Raw genomic sequence first — 16,628 nt, forward strand, 5'->3', positions numbered from 1 at the left:
GACGAGGTGATCTGGGACGTCGATCCGTCCCTCTCCGCGGTTCCGCACAGCGAACTGCTGCTTCCGTACGCCGACGCCTCGCTCCCGGTGGTCGACCTGGGATGCGGCAACGGCACCCAGACCCGCTGTCTGGCCACCCGCTTCGCCCGTGCGGTCGGGGTGGACCTGTCGCACGCGGAAGGATGTGAGCGGGGGTGCGGAGGCACGACGGGGGCCGGTCCCGGTAATCGCGGGCGGCCTTCCTCGGCTTTCATCGAGGGGGGCTGCCGCGGGGTTATGCGGTCACCTCGATCACCTGCTTGCCCGCCGCGCCGCCCTGTTCGAAAGCCTCGTGCGCCGCGGCCGTGTCCGAGAGCGGATACACGCCGTTGACCACCGGGCGCAGCGCGCCCGAGGTGACGTGGCCGGCCAGATCGCGGAGGACGGCGGTGCCGGGGTTGGCGCTGAAGGTACGGATGCGGCGGGGACCGTAGACGCTGGAGGCGGCGATCGCGGCCAGGGCGGGTGCGGAGAGTCCGACGGTGACCATGCGGCCGGCCTTGGCGAGTCGGCTTCGATAGCAGTTCAGTTCCGTGCCGACGGTGTCGAGGATGACGTCGAAGGGGCCGATCCGGTCCGAGGTGGTGAAGCCGTAGTCGAAGACGTCGTCGGCGCCGAGGCCGGTGAGAAGCCGGGTGTGGCGGTCGCGGGCCAGGGCGGTGACATGAGCGCCCATCGCGTGGGCCAGTTGCACCGCGGCCGTGCCGACACCGCCGGCGGCGCCCCGGACCAGAACCCGTTCCCCGGCGGCAAGGTGTGTGCTGTCGCGCAGCGCGATCAGCGCGGTGGTGCCAGCGACGACCACAGAGGCCGCTTCGACCGGAGAGATGCCCACGGGTGCGGGCGCGATGCGGTCCGCGGGTACCACGACGTATTCGGCCGCCCCACCCGTGGTGTGCCGTTCCCGGGGGTGCACCGTGCCCCACACCCGGTCCCCGGCCCGGTAACCCTCGACATCGGCGCCGGTCTCGGCGACGACGCCCGCGAAGTCCAGCCCCACACCGATCGGGAACCGGCGTCCCGAGACCATCTTCAGCCCTCCCGCGCGGACAATCACGTCGTGTCCGTTCACGCTGGACGCCTCGACCGACACCAGTACCTCGCCCGCACCGGGAGCGGGACGGGCGACCTCGTTGACGTGCAGGACGTCCGCCGTACCGTAGCTCGTGATCTGAACGGCCTTCATGTCGTTGCCCTTCCGTGGCGGGGTGGTTGATCCGATGCTGGACCCTGCGCGCGGCACCACGGTCGTTCCGCTTTTCCTGGGTCCGGCAGACCCACCCTCACGAGCCGCGCCCGGGGCATACTGGCGCCGTGACCGACCATCCCCTTGCCGTGAGCGACGATCCCCGACGTGAACTCGCCGAGTTCCTGCGAGCCCGCCGCACCCGGCTGCTGCCACAGGATGTCGGCCTGGAACCGGGCCCGAGGCGGCGCGTCGCCGGGCTGCGGCGGGAGGAACTGGCCCTGCTGGCCGGGGTGAGCGCGGACTACTACCAACGCATGGAGCAGGGACGCGACGTCCGGCCCTCCGAACAGGTCCTGGACGCTCTCGCGCGTGCTCTCAACTTTTCCGCCGAGGAGTCCCGCTACCTGCACAGCCTCGCCGCCGCCGCGCGCACACCCGCCCGCGGTCCACGCCACCACGAGCCCGAGCAGGTACCGCCCACGACGCTGCGGCTGCTGCGCACCATGACCACGCCCACGATGGTCGTCGGCCGCTTCCTGGACGTCCTCGCATGGAACCCGCTGGCCGGCGCTCTGCTCGGCGCGTTCACCCTGCTTCCCCCGGCCGAGCGGAACCTGCTCATGCTGCTGCTGCACCCCGAAGCCGACCAGGCGTGCCCTGACCGGGCGGCTACCGTGGCCGAGCTGACCGGGATGCTGCGGACCCGGATCGCCGCCGACCCGGGGCACCCGCGCGGTGTGGAACTCGTCGGCGAACTCGCGGTCCGGAGTGACGAGTTCGCCGCACTGTGGGCGCGCCACGACGTCGAAGAGGCCGTCCGTGGCCGGATGCGTGTGCATCACCCGATGGTCGGCGAGCTGAACCTGGAATGGGACGCCTACCCGGTACCCGGCGCTCCCGGCCCGGTGCTCATCACCTACACCGCCGAAGCGGGAAGCCCGGACGACGAGCGACTCCGGTTGCTGGCCGCGCTGCTCGATTCACCGGACACGGCGACGGCGGTCACCCGACAACCGTGACGTGCCGACCGGCTCGCGGCGGCGAGGGCGAGGCTCGCCGTGCGGGGCGGCCGAGCGCGGCCTAGGCGGCGGAGCCGAGCCGGGTTTCCGTACGCCGTACGCTCCCGGCCCGCACCCTCGTCCTCGCCCCCGCCCCCGCCCCCGCCCCACAGTGACCCAGCGCACAGCCGCCCCTCTCTGGCGCGCTCGTTACTCGTCGGTTAATCTCAAATGAGCGGGAAACCCCCGCTGCTCCCGGTGGCCTGGTGACGCAGCCGCCGAGAGCGCTGTCGGTTCAGCACCCTCGCGGTCCGGCCCGTCCGGACCGCCGGTACGGCGCGGCTCCGGGACAGAGTCCGCCGCCCAGCACCGTGACCGCATCAGCCACGCGCGCCCGCCGCGCCCCGCGGCCCCTGTCAGCGATTCCGGGCCCGCCCCTCTCAGTCGTCACTCATCCCCTGGAGTCCCGTGATGGACATCCCGCTCTCCACCATCGCCGTCGTCGGCCTCGGCACCATGGGTACCGGTATCGCCGAGATCCTCACCCGCGCCGGCCGCGAGGTCGTCGGCATCGACATCAGTGACATCGCCGCCGCCCGGGCAGTCGCCTCGCTCGAAGCGTCCACCGCGCGGGCCGTGGCGCGCGGGCGGCTCACCGAGGAGGAGCGGCGCACGGTCCTCGCGCGGTTCCGCACCTTCTCCGATCTGCACGCCGCCGCCGGCGCCGATCTGGTGATCGAGGTGGTGCCCGAGTCGTACGAGACCAAGCAGCGGGTCTTCCGGGCGCTGGACGGGATCGTCGGCCCCTCGACGATCCTCGCGACCGGCACCAACGCGCTGTCCGTGACCCGGCTGGCCGCGGACTCGGCGCACCCCGAGCGCGTGCTCGGTCTGCACTTCTTCAATCCGGCCCCGGCGATGAAGCTCGTCGAGGTGGTGTCCTCGGTCCTCACCGCGCCCCGCGCCGTGGCCGCCGTCACCGGGCTCGCCCGGGAGCTGGGCAAGGAGCCGGTGGCGGTGGGCGACCGGCCCGGCTTTGTCGCGGACGGCCTGCTCTTCGGCTATCTCAACCAGGCCGCCGCGATGTACGAGGCCAAGTACGCCTCACGCGAGGACATCGACGCGGCGATGAGACTGGGCTGCGGACTGCCGATGGGGCCGCTCGCGCTGCTCGATCTGATCGGCGTGGACACGGCCCGTACGGTCCTGGAGGCGATGTACTCCGCGTCCCGCGACCGGCTGCACGCCCCCGCGCCGGTGCTCAGGCAGCTCGGCGAGGCCGGGCTGACGGGCCGCAAGTCGGGGCGCGGTTTCTACACGTACGAGGGACCGGGCAGCGGCGCGGTGGTGCCGGACGCGCTCACCCCGCCGGAAACGGCTCGTCCGGGGAGTGCCGCCGCCCGCCCGGTCCGCTCCGTCGGTGTGGCGGGTTCCGGCACCATGGCGTGCGGGATCGCGGAGGTCTTCGCCACGGCCGGTTTCGGTGTGGTGCTCGCGGCGCGCACCCCGGAGAAGGCGGAGGCCGCCGCCGCCCGGGTCGCGAAGTCCCTGGCCCGCTCCGTGGACAAGGGGCGGCTGACCGCCGAGGCCCGTGACCAGGCCCTGGCGCGGATCACCCCGGCCGGCTCGCCGGACGCCTTCGCCGAGGTGGATCTCGCCGTCGAGGCCGTGGCCGAGGACCTGGAGATCAAGCGGCAGCTCTTCGCCACGCTCGACAAGGTCTGCAAGCCGGGCGCGGTGCTGGCCACGACGACCTCCTCGCTTCCGGTGGTGGCCTGTGCCCGCGCGACCTCGCGCCCGCAGGACGTGGTCGGGATGCACTTCTTCAATCCGGCCCCGGCGATGAAGCTCGTCGAGGTGGTCCGTACGGTCCTCACCGCCGACGACGTCCGGGCCACCGCCCGCGCGGTGGCCACGGCCGTCCGCAAGCATCCGGTCGACTGCGGGGACCGGGCGGGCTTCATCGTCAACGCGCTGCTGTTCCCGTATCTGAACAATGCGGTCAAGATGGTCCAGGAGCACTACGCGAGCCTCGACGACATCGACGCGGCGATGAAACTGGGCGGCGGTTATCCGATGGGGCCCTTCGAACTGCTCGATGTGGTCGGGCTCGATGTGTCACTGGCCATCGAGCGGGTCCTGCACCGCGAGTTCCGGGATCCTGGCCTGGCTCCGGCGCCGCTGCTCGAACATCTTGTGGCGGCGGGCTGTCTCGGCCGCAAGACCGGCCGCGGCTTCCGCGAGTACGCCCGGCGCTGATCCCCGTACCGGCCCCGCGGGGATCCCGGTACCGGCCCACGCAGTGATCAAGGTCCGGGCCCCGCGGGCGCGCTCTCCTGCGTCGATGCAGTACGTTCACCTCATGTCCCAGCCCGCCAAGTCCTCCCGTACGAACACCAGGACCGACGTCCCGGAGAGTGCCGCAGGCACCCGCGCGGCCGCCCAGCGGCTGAAGATGCGCCGGGAGCTGGCGGCCGCGGCGATGGAACTGTTCGCGACCAAGGGGTACGAGGCGACCACCGTCGACGAGATCGCCGCCGCCGCCGGGGTCGCCCGCCGGACCTTCTTCCGGCACTTCCGCTCCAAGGAAGAGGCGATCTTCCCGGACCACGACGACACGCTCGTACGGGCGGAGGCGGTGCTCAACGCCGCGCCCGCCCATGAGCATCCGCTGGACACGGTGTGCCGGGGCATCAAGGAGGTCATGCGGATGTACGCGGCCTCCCCCGCGGTCTCCGTGGAGCGCTACCGGCTCACCCGCGAGGTGCCCACCCTGCGGGAGCGCGAGATCGCCTCGGTGGCCCGTTACGAGCGGCTGTTCACCCGCTATCTGCTGGGCCACTTCGACGAGCGCGACCACGCCGACGGCAATGACGACCCACTGCTGGCGGAGGTCGCCGCGTCGGCCGTCGTCACCGCGCACAACCATGTGCTGCGCCGCTGGCTGCGGGCGGGCGGGCAGGGCGATGTGGAGGCGCAGCTCGACCACGCCTTCGCGATCGTCCGGGACACCTTCGGCGCCGGCATCGGCGCGGGCCGGACCATCGGGGGCAAGCCGCAGCACGCCGCGGCCACGGCCCGTACCAGCGGCGATGTGCTGGTGACGGTGGCGCGTACGGACGCCCCGCTGGACGAGGTCATGCGGACCATCAAGCAGGCACTGAGGGACGCGTAGCCGCGTCTCCGGCCCCTCCCTCCGCTTCTCCGATGCTCTCCCCTGATCGCGATACGCCATGCGCTCCTTTGCCCACATGAAGTGATATTTGCCGCTTGTACAGCGGTAGGGATCTGCTCATGCGTGCCGCACCGGTGACAAGTGAGAGGGATTTTTGGCACCCAGTGCCTTGCCAGGTGTCACGGCGTGCCATAACGTGAAGGTGTCCGGCTGTTCCCGCAAGCCGTCTCGCTTGTGCGCCCGGACGCCTGCGTCACAGGCACCTCCCGCGCTCACCCGGCGCCGCCGATCAGCACGGTCAGCACCACAGGCTGATCAGCGGTGCCCCCGCCGAACCGACGGCACACCTCCACCGCACACCAGCGAGCGGCCCCCGCGGCTCGCTCCCCCAGCTTCGCCGGAGGCACCACCGTGAAGGAAATCCTGGACGCGATCCAGTCGCCGGACACCACGTCCGCCGACTTCGCCGCACTGCCCGTCCCCGGTTCGTACCGCGCGGTGACCGTGCACAAGGACGAGACGGAGATGTTCGCCGGTCTCCCCGGCCGCGAGAAGGACCCCCGCAAGTCGCTCCATCTCGACGAGGTGCCGGTGCCCGAACTCGGCCCCGGCGAGGCCCTGGTGGCCGTCATGGCCAGCTCGGTCAACTACAACTCCGTCTGGACCTCGCTCTTCGAGCCGCTGCCCACCTTCGGGTTCCTGGAGCGGTACGGCAAGCTCAGCGAACTGGCCAGGCGGCACGACCTGCCGTACCACATCATCGGCTCCGATCTCTCCGGCGTCGTGCTGCGCACCGGCCCGGGGGTCAACGCCTGGCGGCCGGGCGACGAGGTCGTGGCGCACTGCCTCTCCGTCGAGCTGGAGTCGTCCGACGGGCACAACGACACGATGCTCGACCCGGAGCAGCGGATCTGGGGCTTCGAGACCAACTTCGGCGGGCTGGCGGAGCTGGCCCTGGTGAAGTCCAACCAGCTCATGCCCAGGCCCCAGCATCTGACCTGGGAGGAGGCCGCGGCGCCCGGCCTGGTCAACTCGACCGCGTACCGCCAGCTCGTCTCCCGCAACGGCGCCGGGATGAAGCAGGGCGACAATGTGCTGATCTGGGGCGCGAGCGGCGGACTCGGCTCGTACGCCACGCAGTTCGCACTCGCGGGCGGGGCCACGCCGGTCTGTGTGGTCTCCAGCGACCGGAAGGCGGAGATCTGCCGGCGGATGGGCGCCGAGGCGATCATCGACCGTACGGCCGAGGACTACCGGTTCTGGAAGGACGAGCACCACCAGGACCCGCGCGAGTGGAAGCGCTTCGGCAAGCGCATCCGCGAACTGACCGGCGGCGAGGACGTGGACATCGTCTTCGAGCACCCGGGCCGCGAGACCTTCGGTGCCTCCGTCTATGTCACCCGCAAGGGCGGCACGATCGTCACCTGCGCCTCGACCTCCGGCTACACCCACGAGTACGACAACCGCTATCTGTGGATGTCCCTGAAGCGCATCATCGGCTCCCACTTCGCCAACTACCGCGAGGCGTGGGAGGCCAACCGGCTGGTCGCCAAGGGCAGGATCCACCCCACCCTGTCGAAGGTGTACGCGCTGGAGGACACCGGCCAGGCCGCGTACGACGTCCACGCCAACCGCCATCAGGGCAAGGTCGGGGTGCTGGCGCTGGCGCCGCGCGAGGGTCTGGGCGTACGGGACGAGGAGCTGCGCGCGCGGCACATCGACGCCATCAACCTGTTCCGCGACACCTCGGCGGAGGCGCCCGCCGGGGCCTCGCGCGGCACCCTGGTCCGGGGAGCCTGAGATGGGCGAGCGGCACCGGGACCGGCCCTGGCTGATGCGGACCTACGCGGGCCATTCGACCGCCGAGGCGTCCAACGAGCTGTACCGGCGCAATCTCACGAAGGGGCAGACGGGTCTCTCCGTCGCCTTCGACCTGCCGACCCAGACCGGCTACGACCCCGACCATGTCCTCGCCCGCGGCGAGGTCGGCCGGGTCGGGGTGCCGGTCTCCCATCTCGGCGACATGCGGCGGCTGTTCCAGGACATCCCGCTGGACCGCACCAACACCTCGATGACCATCAACGCCACCGCGATGTGGCTGCTGGCGCTCTACCAGGTGGTCGCGGAGGAGCAGGGCGCGGATGTCGCCCGTCTCCAGGGGACGACGCAGAACGACATCGTCAAGGAGTACCTCTCGCGCGGCACGTATGTGTTCCCGCCGGGGCCGAGCCTGCGGCTGACCACCGACATGATCACGTACACGGTGAACCACATCCCCAGATGGAACCCCATCAACATCTGCAGCTACCACCTCCAGGAGGCGGGCGCGACCCCGGTGCAGGAGATCGCGTACGCGATGTCCACCGCGATCGCCGTGCTGGACGCGGTGTTCGCGTCGGGCCGGATCCCCGAGGAGCGCAGGGGGGAGGTGGTCGGCCGGATGTCGTTCTTCGTCAACGCCGGGGTCCGCTTCGTCGAGGAGATGTGCAAGATGCGGGCGTTCTCCCGGATCTGGGACACGGTCACCCGGGAGCGGTACGGCATCGAGGACGCCTCGCAGCGCCGGTTCCGCTACGGCGTCCAGGTCAACTCGCTCGGGCTGACCGAGGCCCAGCCGGAGAACAACGTCCAGCGGATCGTTCTCGAAATGCTGGCCGTGACCCTGTCCAAGGACGCCCGCGCCCGCGCCGTACAGCTCCCCGCCTGGAACGAGGCTCTGGGGCTGCCGCGCCCCTGGGACCAGCAGTGGTCGCTCCGGATACAGCAGGTGCTCGCGCACGAGAGCGATCTGCTGGAGTACGAGGACATCTTCGAGGGCTCCCATGTCGTCGAGGCCAAGGTGGCGGACCTGGTCACGGAGTCCCTCGCCGAGATCGACCGGATCGAGGAGATGGGCGGCGCGCTGGCGGCCGTCGAGTCCGGGTATCTCAAGTCGCGGCTGGTCGCCTCGCACGCCGGGCGGCGGGCGCGGATCGAGTCGGGCGAGCAGAAGATCGTCGGGGTCAACTGCTACGAGTCCACCGAGCCCGGTCCGCTGACCGCCGATCCGGACACCGCGATCATGACGGTCGACCCGGCGAACGAGGCCCGGGTGGCGGCGGCACTGCACGCCTGGCGGGACAACCGCGACGAGGCGCGGGCCACCGGGGCGCTGGCCGCGCTGAAGAGGGCCGCTGCCGGCACCGCGAATCTGATGCCGACGACCCTGGAGTGCGCGCGGGCCGGGGTGACCACCGGCGAGTGGGCCTGGGCGCTGCGGGACGTCTTCGGCGAGTTCCGCGCGCCGACCGGGGTGAGCGGCGCGCCGGTCGCGATGAGCACGGAGCCGGACACCGCGCTCGCGGCGGTCCGCGAGGCGGTGTCCCGTACCGCCGGTGAACTCGGCTCGGGGCGGCTGCGGCTGCTGGTCGGCAAGCCCGGTCTGGACGGGCACTCCAATGGCGCCGAGCAGATCGCGGTCCGCGCGCGCGACGCCGGGTTCGAGGTGGTCTACCAGGGCATCAGGCTGACACCCGAGCAGATCGTCGGTGCCGCGCTCGCCGAGGACGTGCACTGTGTGGGCCTGTCGGTGCTGTCCGGGTCGCACGGCGCGCTGGTGCCGGAGGTGCTGGTACGGCTGCGCGAGGCGGGCGCGGGCGACATCCCGGTGATCGTCGGCGGGATCATCCCGAACGCCGACGCCGAGGAACTGCGGGCGGCCGGGGTGGCCGCCGTCTTCACCCCGAAGGACTTCGGAATCACCGGAATCATCGGCCGTATCGTCGATGAGATCAGGAAAGCGAACAAGCTCGACCCCTTGGAGGTCCCCGCATGACCGCGCCTGCCACGCACGCCGCCGCCGAGCCGGCCGCCGCCCCCGCCGACCGGCTGCGTCCGCGCCGCTCCTGTCTCGCCGTACCGGGCTCGAATCCGCGCTTTCTGGAGAAGGCCCAGGGGCTCCCGGCCGACCAGGTCTTTCTCGATCTGGAGGACGCCTGCGCGCCGCTCGCCAAGGAGGGCGCCCGGCACACCATCGTCGACGCTCTGAACAAGGGCGACTGGAGCGGCAAGATCCGGGTGGTGCGCGTCAACGACTGGACGACACACTGGACGTACCGCGATGTGATCACCGTCGTGGAGGGCGCGGGCCACAATCTCGACTGCGTGATGCTGCCGAAGGTCCAGGACGCCCAGCAGATCGTGGCGCTGGATCTGCTGCTCACCCAGATCGAGAAGACGATGGGCTTCGAGGTCGGCAGGATCGGTATCGAGGCACAGATCGAGAACGCCAGGGGCCTGGTGAACGTCGACGAGATCGCCGGCGCGTCCCCGCGCCTCGAGACCATCGTCTTCGGTCCCGCCGACTTCATGGCGTCCATCAATATGAAGTCGCTGGTGGTGGGGCAGCAGCCGCCCGGCTATGGCGCGGACGCCTACCACTACATTCTGATGCGCCTCCTGATGGCCGCCCGTACCCACGATCTCCAGGCCATCGACGGCCCGTACCTCCAGATCCGCGATGTGGACGGCTATCGCGAGGTGGCGCGCCGGGCGGCCGCGCTGGGCTACGACGGCAAGTGGGTGCTGCACCCCGGCCAGATCGAGGCGTCGAACGAGATCTTCTCGCCCTCCCAGGAGGACTACGACCACGCCGAGCTGATTCTCGACGCGTACGACTACTACACCTCGGAGGCGGGCGGCAAGAAGGGCTCGGCGATGCTCGGCGACGAGATGATCGACGAGGCCAGCCGCAAGATGGCGCTGGTCATCTCGGGCAAGGGCCGGGCCGCCGGGATGCGCCGTACCACCGCCTTCGAAGCCCCGGAGGCATGACGATGCGGTTCGGCAGGACGTTCGAGGAGTTCGAGATCGGGGCGGTCTACAAGCACTGGCCCGGCAAGACGGTCACGGAGTACGACGACCACCTGTTCTGTCTGCTCACCATGAACCACCATCCGCTCCATCTGGACAGCAACTACGCGGAGCGGACGACCGACTTCGGGAAGAACGTCGTCGTCGGCAACTATGTCTACTCGCTGCTGCTGGGCATGTCGGTGCCGGACGTCTCCGGGAAGGCCATCGCCAATCTGGAGGTCGAGTCGCTGCGCCACCTCGCGCCGACCTTCCACGGCGACACGATCTACGGCGAGACGACCGTGCTCGACAAGACGCCCTCGAAGTCCAAGAGCGACCGCGGAATCGTGTACGTGGAGACCAAGGGGTACAAGCAGGACTCCACGGTCGTCTGTGTGTTCCGCCGCAAGGTGATGGTGCCGACCGAGAAGTACGTCAAGGAGCGCGGCGGCGAACAGCCCGGCCGCCCAGAGCCGCGGGAGAAGTGACCCAGCCATGAGCCGACTCGCCCGGACCGCCGGGCTGACCGACATTCAGCGGGAGATCCTGGCCACCGTGAGGGACTTCGTCGACAAGGAGATCCTCCCGGTCGCCACGGAGCTGGAACACCGCGACGAGTATCCGACCCGGATCGTGGAGGGCCTCAAGGACCTCGGGCTGTTCGGGCTGATGATCCCCGAGGAGTACGGCGGTCTGGGCGAGTCGCTGCTCACCTACGCGCTCTGCGTGGAGGAGATCGCCCGGGGGTGGATGTCCGTCTCGGGCATCGTCAACACCCATTTCATCGTGGCGTACATGCTCAAGCAGCACGGCACCCAGGAGCAGAAGGACGCGTTCCTGCCGAAGATGGCGGCGGGGGAGGTACGTGGCGCCTTCTCGATGTCGGAGCCCGGTCTCGGCTCGGACGTCTCCGCCATCACCTCCAAGGGGGTACGGGACGGCGACGGTTTCGTACTGGACGGCCAGAAGATGTGGCTCACCAACGGCGGCACCTCCACGCTTGTCGCCGTGCTGTGCCGTACGGACGAGGGCCATCCGGAGGGGACGCCCCCGCACAGGTCGATGAGCACCTTCCTGGTCGAGAAGGAGCCCGGCTTCGGTGAGGTACGGCCGGGCCTCACCATCCCCGGGAAGATCGACAAGATGGGGTACAAGGGGGTCGACACCACCGAATTGATCATGGACGGACTGCGCATTCCGGCCAATCGGGTACTCGGCGGGACCACCGGTCGAGGGTTTTACCAAATGATGGACGGGGTCGAGGTCGGCCGCGTCAATGTCGCCGCGCGTGGCTGCGGGGTCGCACAGCGTGCTTTCGAACTGGGTGTGGCATATGCCCAGCAACGTCACACCTTCGGCAAGCCCATCGCGCAGCACCAGGCGATCCAGTTCAAGCTTGCCGAGATGGCCACCAAGGTCGAAGCGGCCCATGCGATGATGGTGAACGCGGCGCGCAAAAAGGACTCCGGCGAACGAAACGACCTGGAGGCAGGGATGGCGAAGTACCTCGCCTCCGAATACTGCAAGGAAGTCGTCGAGGACGCCTTCCGTATCCACGGCGGATACGGCTTCTCCAAGGAGTACGAGATCGAGCGTCTCTACCGCGAAGCACCGATGCTGCTGATCGGCGAGGGAACCGCCGAGATCCAGAAAATGATCATTGGACGCCGACTGCTGGAGGAGTACCGTGCCCAGAGTTGATTGTCGCGTTTGATCTTATTTGGCCGCCGCACACATCACACTCCGTCGCCGGAAGCCACTGTGTTCCGGCCGCTCGACTCGGCTGCTGGCTTGCTCAGTTGCTGCTCGCAACCGATACCATCGCTGGAAAGCCGCCGTCCCCCGTTACCCGCGCGGCATCATCCGCTACGAAGGTCATCCATGCCCCACAGCCAAACCTCTGCACCACGCGGCCGGGTCCGCCTCGCGCGCGGAGCATCGCCGTGGCTCCTGCCCACCGTCGCCACCGCGGCGATCGGACTGGTCCGTGCGCGCCGTTCCCGGCGTGCCGCTGTTCTCGCTGTGCCCGCCACCGCGCTCGCGGCGGGCATGCTGTGGTTCTTCCGCGACCCCGAGCGTGAGATCACCCAGGGCCGGGTCATCTCCCCGGCCGACGGTGTGGTGCAGAGCATCATGCCGTGGAAGGACGGGCGCACCCGGGTCGCCATCTTCATGAGTCCGCTGAATGTCCATGTGAACCGCGCTCCCCTCGCGGGGACCGTGACCTCGGTGGAGCACATCCCCGGCGGATTCGTCCCGGCGTTCAACAAGGAGAGCGAGAACAACGAGCGCGTTGTCTGGCACTTCGACACCGAACTGGGCGATATCGAGATGGTGCAGATCGCGGGCGCTGTGGCCCGCCGCATCGTCCCGTACATCCCCCAGGGCACCAAGGTGGAACAGGGCGAGCGCATCGGCCTGATCCGTTTCGGCTCGCGCGTCGACATCTACCTTCCGGAAGGTGTCGAGGTCGCTGTCGAGGTCGGTCAGACCACGACCGCAGGGGTGACTCGAATTGACCGTGATTGATCCTGATACGCAAGCCGGCTGGGCCACCGAGGCCGAGGCCGAAGCGGAGGACGACGCGGAGGAAATGCCGCTGTCACTGCGGCTGTCGATAGCGGACACCCTGACGCTCGGCAACGCCACCTGCGGCTTCATGGCCGTCTACTTCACCACCACCGGCATTCTCATCCCCCATCTCACGGGCAGCGACGAGAGCGGGATGGCACGCCACTCCGCGGCGACGGCCGTGATCCTGATGCTGTGCGCGGCCATCTTCGATCTGTTCGACGGGCTCGTGGCACGCAAGCTGCGCAGCTCGCCGATGGGCGCCGAGCTGGACAACCTGTCGGACCTGATCAGCTTCGGGCTCGCCCCGGCGTACTTCGTGCTGGTGTACGGCATGGTCGCGGACGACGCCCATCAGCGGGTGTCGGCGCTGGCCGCGGTGGTGGTGCTGCTGGCTGTTGTGCTGCGGCTGGCGAGATTCTCCTGTGTGACCCTGAAGGACGGAATGTTCCAGGGCATGCCGAGCCCCTTCGGCGCGCTGACGGTCATCTCGATCGTGCTGCTGGAACTGCCGTTCGTACCGACGCTGCTGGCGATCGTCGGAGTGGCCTGGCTGATGGTCAGCCGTGTGGAGTATCCGAAGCCGCGGGGCATTCTCGCGGTGGCGATGCTGAGCTGGATCGTGGCCGCGATGGCACTGCTGGCCGCGTGGGCGTTCGACGCCCCCGGCGGGCAGTTGCTGCTCCAGACGGGCTGTGCGCTCCAGGTCGTGACGGGCGCGGTCATTCCGCTGTTCGCCACGGCACGGCGGGTGAACACGTTCCGCGACAACCGCCGCGAGGCGCGGGCGGCTCAGCTCCCGTAATTCGACAGCGGTACATTCCACCGCGGTGGACGAGTCGTTGAGGGCCCCGGGTGCGACACGCACCCGGGGCCCTCTCGGCTTCGCCCGGTTCTTCGCCCGATCCGACGGGCCGTCATATCGGTGGCCCGGATGGTGAGTTCCTCGCGGCATGAGGCCAGGAACGCTTCGTCATATCCCCAGTGAGCCATGGAGCGCGGCACAAGCGCGTTCAGCGCCTCCGCCTCGGCGGGGCATCGGCCGGGAGGGGCGCCGCGCGGCCCGGCCGGGGTCCCGGCGGGCCGCGTCGTCCCTATGGCGGAGCCGACAGAGTCGGCGGAGCCTGCAGCGCGCCGCTCGGCGCCGTGGCTGTTCAGCGCCGTGCCATATAGAGGTCGAGCGCCTTGTGCAGCAGCTTGTTCAGCGGGTAGTCCCACTCGCCGAGATACTCGACGGCCTCGCCGCCCGTGCCCGCCTTGAAGCGGAGAAGACCGAGGAGATGGTTGCTCTCGTCGAGGGTGTCGGTGATGCCCCGCAGGTCGTACACGCGCGCGCCCCGCTCATGGGCGTCGCACATCATGCGCCACTGGATGGCGTTGTTCGGCTGCACCTCTCGCCTGCGGCCGGTGGACGCGCCGTACGAGTACCAGGAGTGGTCGCCGACGGTGAGCATGGTGGCCGCGGACAGGACCTCGCCCTCGTGATGGGCGAGATAGAGCCGCATACGGTCGGGGTCCTCCTTGATCAGCGCGGTCCACATGCCCTGGAAGTACGTCAGCGGGCGCGGCAGGAACTGATCGCGTTCGGCGGTCTCGCGGTACAGCTCGTAGAAGACCGGCAGGTCCTCGTAGCCGCCGCGCTCCACTTTGACGCCGGCCTTCTCGGCCTTCTTGATGTTGCGCCGCCACTGCTGGTTGAAGCCGCTCTGGATCTCGTCCAGGGTCCGCCCGGCGAGGGGCACCTGGAAGACATGGCGCGGCTGGCCGGCGCTGAAGCCGTCGTCCGCTCCGTCGTCGCTCTGCCGCCAGCCCATCCGGTGCAGCCGGTCGGTGATCGCGTAGGCGCGGCGTTCCTCCATGCTGGGCGTGACATCGCGCAGCCGGCGGATCTCGGGGTCGGCGATGGCCGCCTTGACCGCGTCCGCCTTCCAGCGGCGGGCGACGACGGGCGGGCCCATCTTCACCGAGAAGGCGCCGCGGGACTTGAGGTGGGCCAGTAGCGGATGGAACCACCGCGCCAGGTCCGGCGCGAACCAGTCGATGGCGGGTCCCTCGGGCAGATAGGCGAGATACCGCTTGATCTTCGGCACCGGCCGGTAGAGGACGAGCCCCGCGCCGATGATGCGCGACCGCTCGTCGAACCACCCGAGGCTCTCCGCCCGCCAGTCCGGCTTGACGTCGCCCCACGCGGGAACCTGCATATGGCTGATCGAGGGTCTGGCCCGGACGAAGGCCAGATGTTCGTCGCGTTTGATCGTCTTCAGGCGGTAGCCCATGGGGAGTGCTCCTTCGCTCGGCACGCGGGCCTGTGGTCAGCAGACCTCTAAGTCATACGTGCCGCACACGCGGGGGCGGGCCGGACACGCGCGGGGGCGGACGAGGACACACCTCAGGGCGTGACGCACGACCACCCCGGTCGCCACTTCCAGCCCGTCGGGCGTATTGAGTACGGAGACGGCACGGCGCCAAGGCCGACCCCGGCACCCCATGGGCCGGACCGCAGCCACTTCCAGCCCGTCCGGCGTTTGAGGACGGAAGCGCCGGCCCCGGCGCCGGGTGCCCTTCCGGTAGGGGCCGACTCCGCAGGGCTCCGGCCGCAGGCCCGGCCGGGCCGACTCAGGTCAAGAAGTCCGTCGCGATCCTTGTCGCCAGGCGTTCCAGCAGAGGCCCCGCCTGCGCCATGCAGACCGCCGGGTCCGGTTCCAGTTCCGTGAGGGCGTACGCGCGGCGGATGCCCGCGCGGCCCAGCGCCTCCGGGGGCAGGGCCAGCCGGCCGCAGACCGCGATGACCTCGATGCCGCGTGCCCGGGCCGCCGCCGCGACCCCCGCAGGGGCCTTGCCGTGCAGGGTCTGCTCGTCCAGCGAGCCCTCGCCGGTGATCACGAGGGTCGCCCGGGCCAGCGCGGGCGCGAAGCCCAGCACGTCGAGCATCACCTCGATCCCGGGCCGGAAGCCCGCGCCGAGGCCGACCAGCGCGCCGTACCCGATGCCGCCCGCCGCGCCCGCGCCGGGCGAGAGCGCCAGAGTGGCGGCGCGGGAGCCGACGGCCGCCTCCAGCACCGTCGTGTAGTGGGTGAGCGCCGCGTCGAGCACGGCCACGTCCTCGGGGCTCGCGCCCTTCTGCGGGCCGTAGACGGCGGGGGCGCCCTTGGGCCCGGTCAGGGGGTTGTCGACATCGCTGGCGAGGACGATCTCCGTCGTGGCGAGCCGCCCGTCCAGGCCGGACAGATCGGCGGTGGCGAGGTCCCGCAGCCCGCCGCCGCCCGGCCCGACGGGCTGTCCGTGCGCGTCCAGGAAACGCGCGCCGAGCGCGGCGAGCATGCCCGCGCCGCCGTCCGTGGTGGCGCTGCCGCCCACCCCGAAGACGACGGTCCGCGCGCCCGCGTCGAGCGCCGCGCGCAGCAGCTCGCCGGAGCCGCGGGTCGTCGCGGTCAGCGGGGCGAAGACGCCCGCGGGGAGGTGCTGGAGGCCGGACGCCTCGGCCATCTCGATGACGGCCGTACCGTCCCGCAGGGCATACGCCGCGGTCAGCTCGTCGCCGAGCGGTCCCGTGACCCGTACCTCACGCTGTTCGAAACCGGCCGCAACGGCCGCCGCGACAGTGCCGTCGCCGCCGTCCGCGACCGGCAGGGTCTCGACCACCGCGTCGGGGGCGACCCGGTGCAGCCCGGCCGTCACCCGCTCCGCGACCTCCAGGGCCGTGAGGGACCCCTTGAACTTGTCCGCCGCGACCAGTACGCGTGCGACCTCGGTTACTGCTCCGTCCGTCACTTGAATCCCTCTGCTCTCGAACAGGCAGTCGCGCCTCCCCGACCCTATCCAC

The 16,628-nt window shown here is 70.3% G+C and carries 13 protein-coding genes and 2 pseudogenes; 11 read left to right on the top strand and 4 right to left on the bottom strand.

The annotated features are described in order from the left end of the window. Nucleotides 1-3: 3 nt before the first annotated feature. A pseudogene (locus KQY30_RS36230) lies at nt 4-177 on the top strand (methyltransferase domain-containing protein); the annotation flags it as partial. A gap of 97 nt (nt 178-274) precedes the next feature. Here the strand turns inward: KQY30_RS36230 and KQY30_RS06325 are convergent. After that, a complete protein-coding gene (locus KQY30_RS06325; protein WP_217305962.1) occupies nt 275-1,225 on the bottom strand; it encodes an NAD(P)-dependent alcohol dehydrogenase in 951 nt (316 codons plus the stop codon). A 128-nt stretch (nt 1,226-1,353) separates the two neighbouring features. On the opposite strand from KQY30_RS06325, the gene KQY30_RS06330 reads away from it, so the two are divergent. The 10 genes from KQY30_RS06330 (at nt 1,354) to pssA (ending at nt 13,610) form a co-directional block, all read left to right on the top strand. Continuing rightward, a complete protein-coding gene (locus tag KQY30_RS06330) occupies nt 1,354-2,247 on the top strand; it encodes a helix-turn-helix transcriptional regulator (protein ID WP_217305963.1) in 894 nt (297 codons plus the stop codon). A gap of 450 nt (nt 2,248-2,697) precedes the next feature. Next, the gene (locus tag KQY30_RS06335) at nt 2,698-4,485 is read left to right on the top strand and encodes a 3-hydroxyacyl-CoA dehydrogenase family protein (RefSeq protein WP_217305964.1); all 1,788 of its coding nucleotides are present in this window, start codon (nt 2,698-2,700) and stop codon (nt 4,483-4,485) included. A gap of 103 nt (nt 4,486-4,588) precedes the next feature. Further along, nucleotides 4,589-5,401: a TetR family transcriptional regulator gene (locus KQY30_RS06340; RefSeq protein ID WP_217305965.1), complete on the top strand. Its 813-nt coding sequence runs from the start codon at nt 4,589-4,591 to the stop codon at nt 5,399-5,401. 411 nt (nt 5,402-5,812) lie between these two features. Beyond that, nucleotides 5,813-7,201 carry a crotonyl-CoA carboxylase/reductase gene (ccrA, locus tag KQY30_RS06345; protein ID WP_217305966.1) on the top strand — a complete coding sequence of 463 codons (1,389 nt, stop codon included), beginning with the start codon at nt 5,813-5,815 and terminating at the stop codon, nt 7,199-7,201. Nucleotide 7,202: 1 nt separating this feature from the next. Next, nucleotides 7,203-9,215 carry a protein meaA gene (locus tag KQY30_RS06350; RefSeq protein WP_217305967.1) on the top strand — a complete coding sequence of 671 codons (2,013 nt, stop codon included), beginning with the start codon at nt 7,203-7,205 and terminating at the stop codon, nt 9,213-9,215. Then, nucleotides 9,212-10,213, top strand: coding sequence for a CoA ester lyase (locus KQY30_RS06355; protein WP_217305968.1), 1,002 nt, complete (start codon nt 9,212-9,214; stop codon nt 10,211-10,213). The genes KQY30_RS06350 and KQY30_RS06355 overlap by 4 nt, the downstream gene beginning before the upstream one ends. A 2-nt stretch (nt 10,214-10,215) precedes the next feature. Then, nucleotides 10,216-10,722, top strand: a complete 507-nt coding sequence (locus KQY30_RS06360) for a MaoC family dehydratase (protein ID WP_217310789.1) — start codon at nt 10,216-10,218, stop codon at nt 10,720-10,722. 7 nt (nt 10,723-10,729) lie between these two features. Continuing rightward, nucleotides 10,730-11,935 carry an acyl-CoA dehydrogenase family protein gene (locus KQY30_RS06365; protein ID WP_217305969.1) on the top strand — a complete coding sequence of 402 codons (1,206 nt, stop codon included), beginning with the start codon at nt 10,730-10,732 and terminating at the stop codon, nt 11,933-11,935. Nucleotides 11,936-12,115: 180 nt separating this feature from the next. Then, the gene (locus tag KQY30_RS06370) at nt 12,116-12,763 is read left to right on the top strand and encodes a phosphatidylserine decarboxylase (RefSeq protein ID WP_217305970.1); all 648 of its coding nucleotides are present in this window, start codon (nt 12,116-12,118) and stop codon (nt 12,761-12,763) included. Beyond that, nucleotides 12,756-13,610 carry a CDP-diacylglycerol--serine O-phosphatidyltransferase gene (pssA, locus tag KQY30_RS06375; protein ID WP_217310791.1) on the top strand — a complete coding sequence of 285 codons (855 nt, stop codon included), beginning with the start codon at nt 12,756-12,758 and terminating at the stop codon, nt 13,608-13,610. Before KQY30_RS06370 ends, pssA begins: the two co-directional genes overlap by 8 nt. A 101-nt stretch (nt 13,611-13,711) precedes the next feature. Here pssA and KQY30_RS36235 read toward each other — a convergent pair. The 3 genes and pseudogenes from KQY30_RS36235 to KQY30_RS06385 form a co-directional block, all read right to left on the bottom strand. Continuing rightward, nucleotides 13,712-13,822: pseudogene (locus KQY30_RS36235) on the bottom strand (GNAT family N-acetyltransferase); the annotation flags it as partial. Nucleotides 13,823-13,959: 137 nt separating this feature from the next. Further along, nucleotides 13,960-15,081, bottom strand: a complete 1,122-nt coding sequence (locus KQY30_RS06380; RefSeq protein WP_217305971.1) for a peptidoglycan bridge formation glycyltransferase FemA/FemB family protein — start codon at nt 15,079-15,081, stop codon at nt 13,960-13,962. 340 nt (nt 15,082-15,421) lie between these two features. Further along, nucleotides 15,422-16,576 (bottom strand): glycerate kinase, encoded by a 1,155-nt coding sequence (locus tag KQY30_RS06385; RefSeq protein ID WP_217305972.1) that lies wholly within the window; start codon nt 16,574-16,576, stop codon nt 15,422-15,424. Nucleotides 16,577-16,628 lie beyond the last annotated feature (52 nt).

The sequence above is a fragment of the Streptomyces sp. GMY02 genome (genome assembly GCF_019056675.1).
In the GTDB taxonomy this organism is placed as follows: domain Bacteria; phylum Actinomycetota; class Actinomycetes; order Streptomycetales; family Streptomycetaceae; genus Streptomyces; species Streptomyces odonnellii.

Excerpts from the sequence above, each read along its gene's own strand:
- KQY30_RS06325 (WP_217305962.1), bottom strand. The coding sequence starts at position 1,225 with ATGAAGGCCGTTCAGATCACGAGCTACGGTACGGCGGACGTCCTGCAC.
- KQY30_RS06335 (WP_217305964.1), top strand. The coding sequence starts at position 2,698 with ATGGACATCCCGCTCTCCACCATCGCCGTCGTCGGCCTCGGCACCATG.
- KQY30_RS06340 (WP_217305965.1), top strand. The coding sequence starts at position 4,589 with ATGTCCCAGCCCGCCAAGTCCTCCCGTACGAACACCAGGACCGACGTC.
- KQY30_RS06350 (WP_217305967.1), top strand. The coding sequence starts at position 7,203 with ATGGGCGAGCGGCACCGGGACCGGCCCTGGCTGATGCGGACCTACGCG.
- KQY30_RS06355 (WP_217305968.1), top strand. The coding sequence starts at position 9,212 with ATGACCGCGCCTGCCACGCACGCCGCCGCCGAGCCGGCCGCCGCCCCC.
- KQY30_RS06360 (WP_217310789.1), top strand. The coding sequence starts at position 10,216 with ATGCGGTTCGGCAGGACGTTCGAGGAGTTCGAGATCGGGGCGGTCTAC.
- KQY30_RS06365 (WP_217305969.1), top strand. The coding sequence starts at position 10,730 with ATGAGCCGACTCGCCCGGACCGCCGGGCTGACCGACATTCAGCGGGAG.
- KQY30_RS06370 (WP_217305970.1), top strand. The coding sequence starts at position 12,116 with ATGCCCCACAGCCAAACCTCTGCACCACGCGGCCGGGTCCGCCTCGCG.
- KQY30_RS06380 (WP_217305971.1), bottom strand. The coding sequence starts at position 15,081 with ATGGGCTACCGCCTGAAGACGATCAAACGCGACGAACATCTGGCCTTC.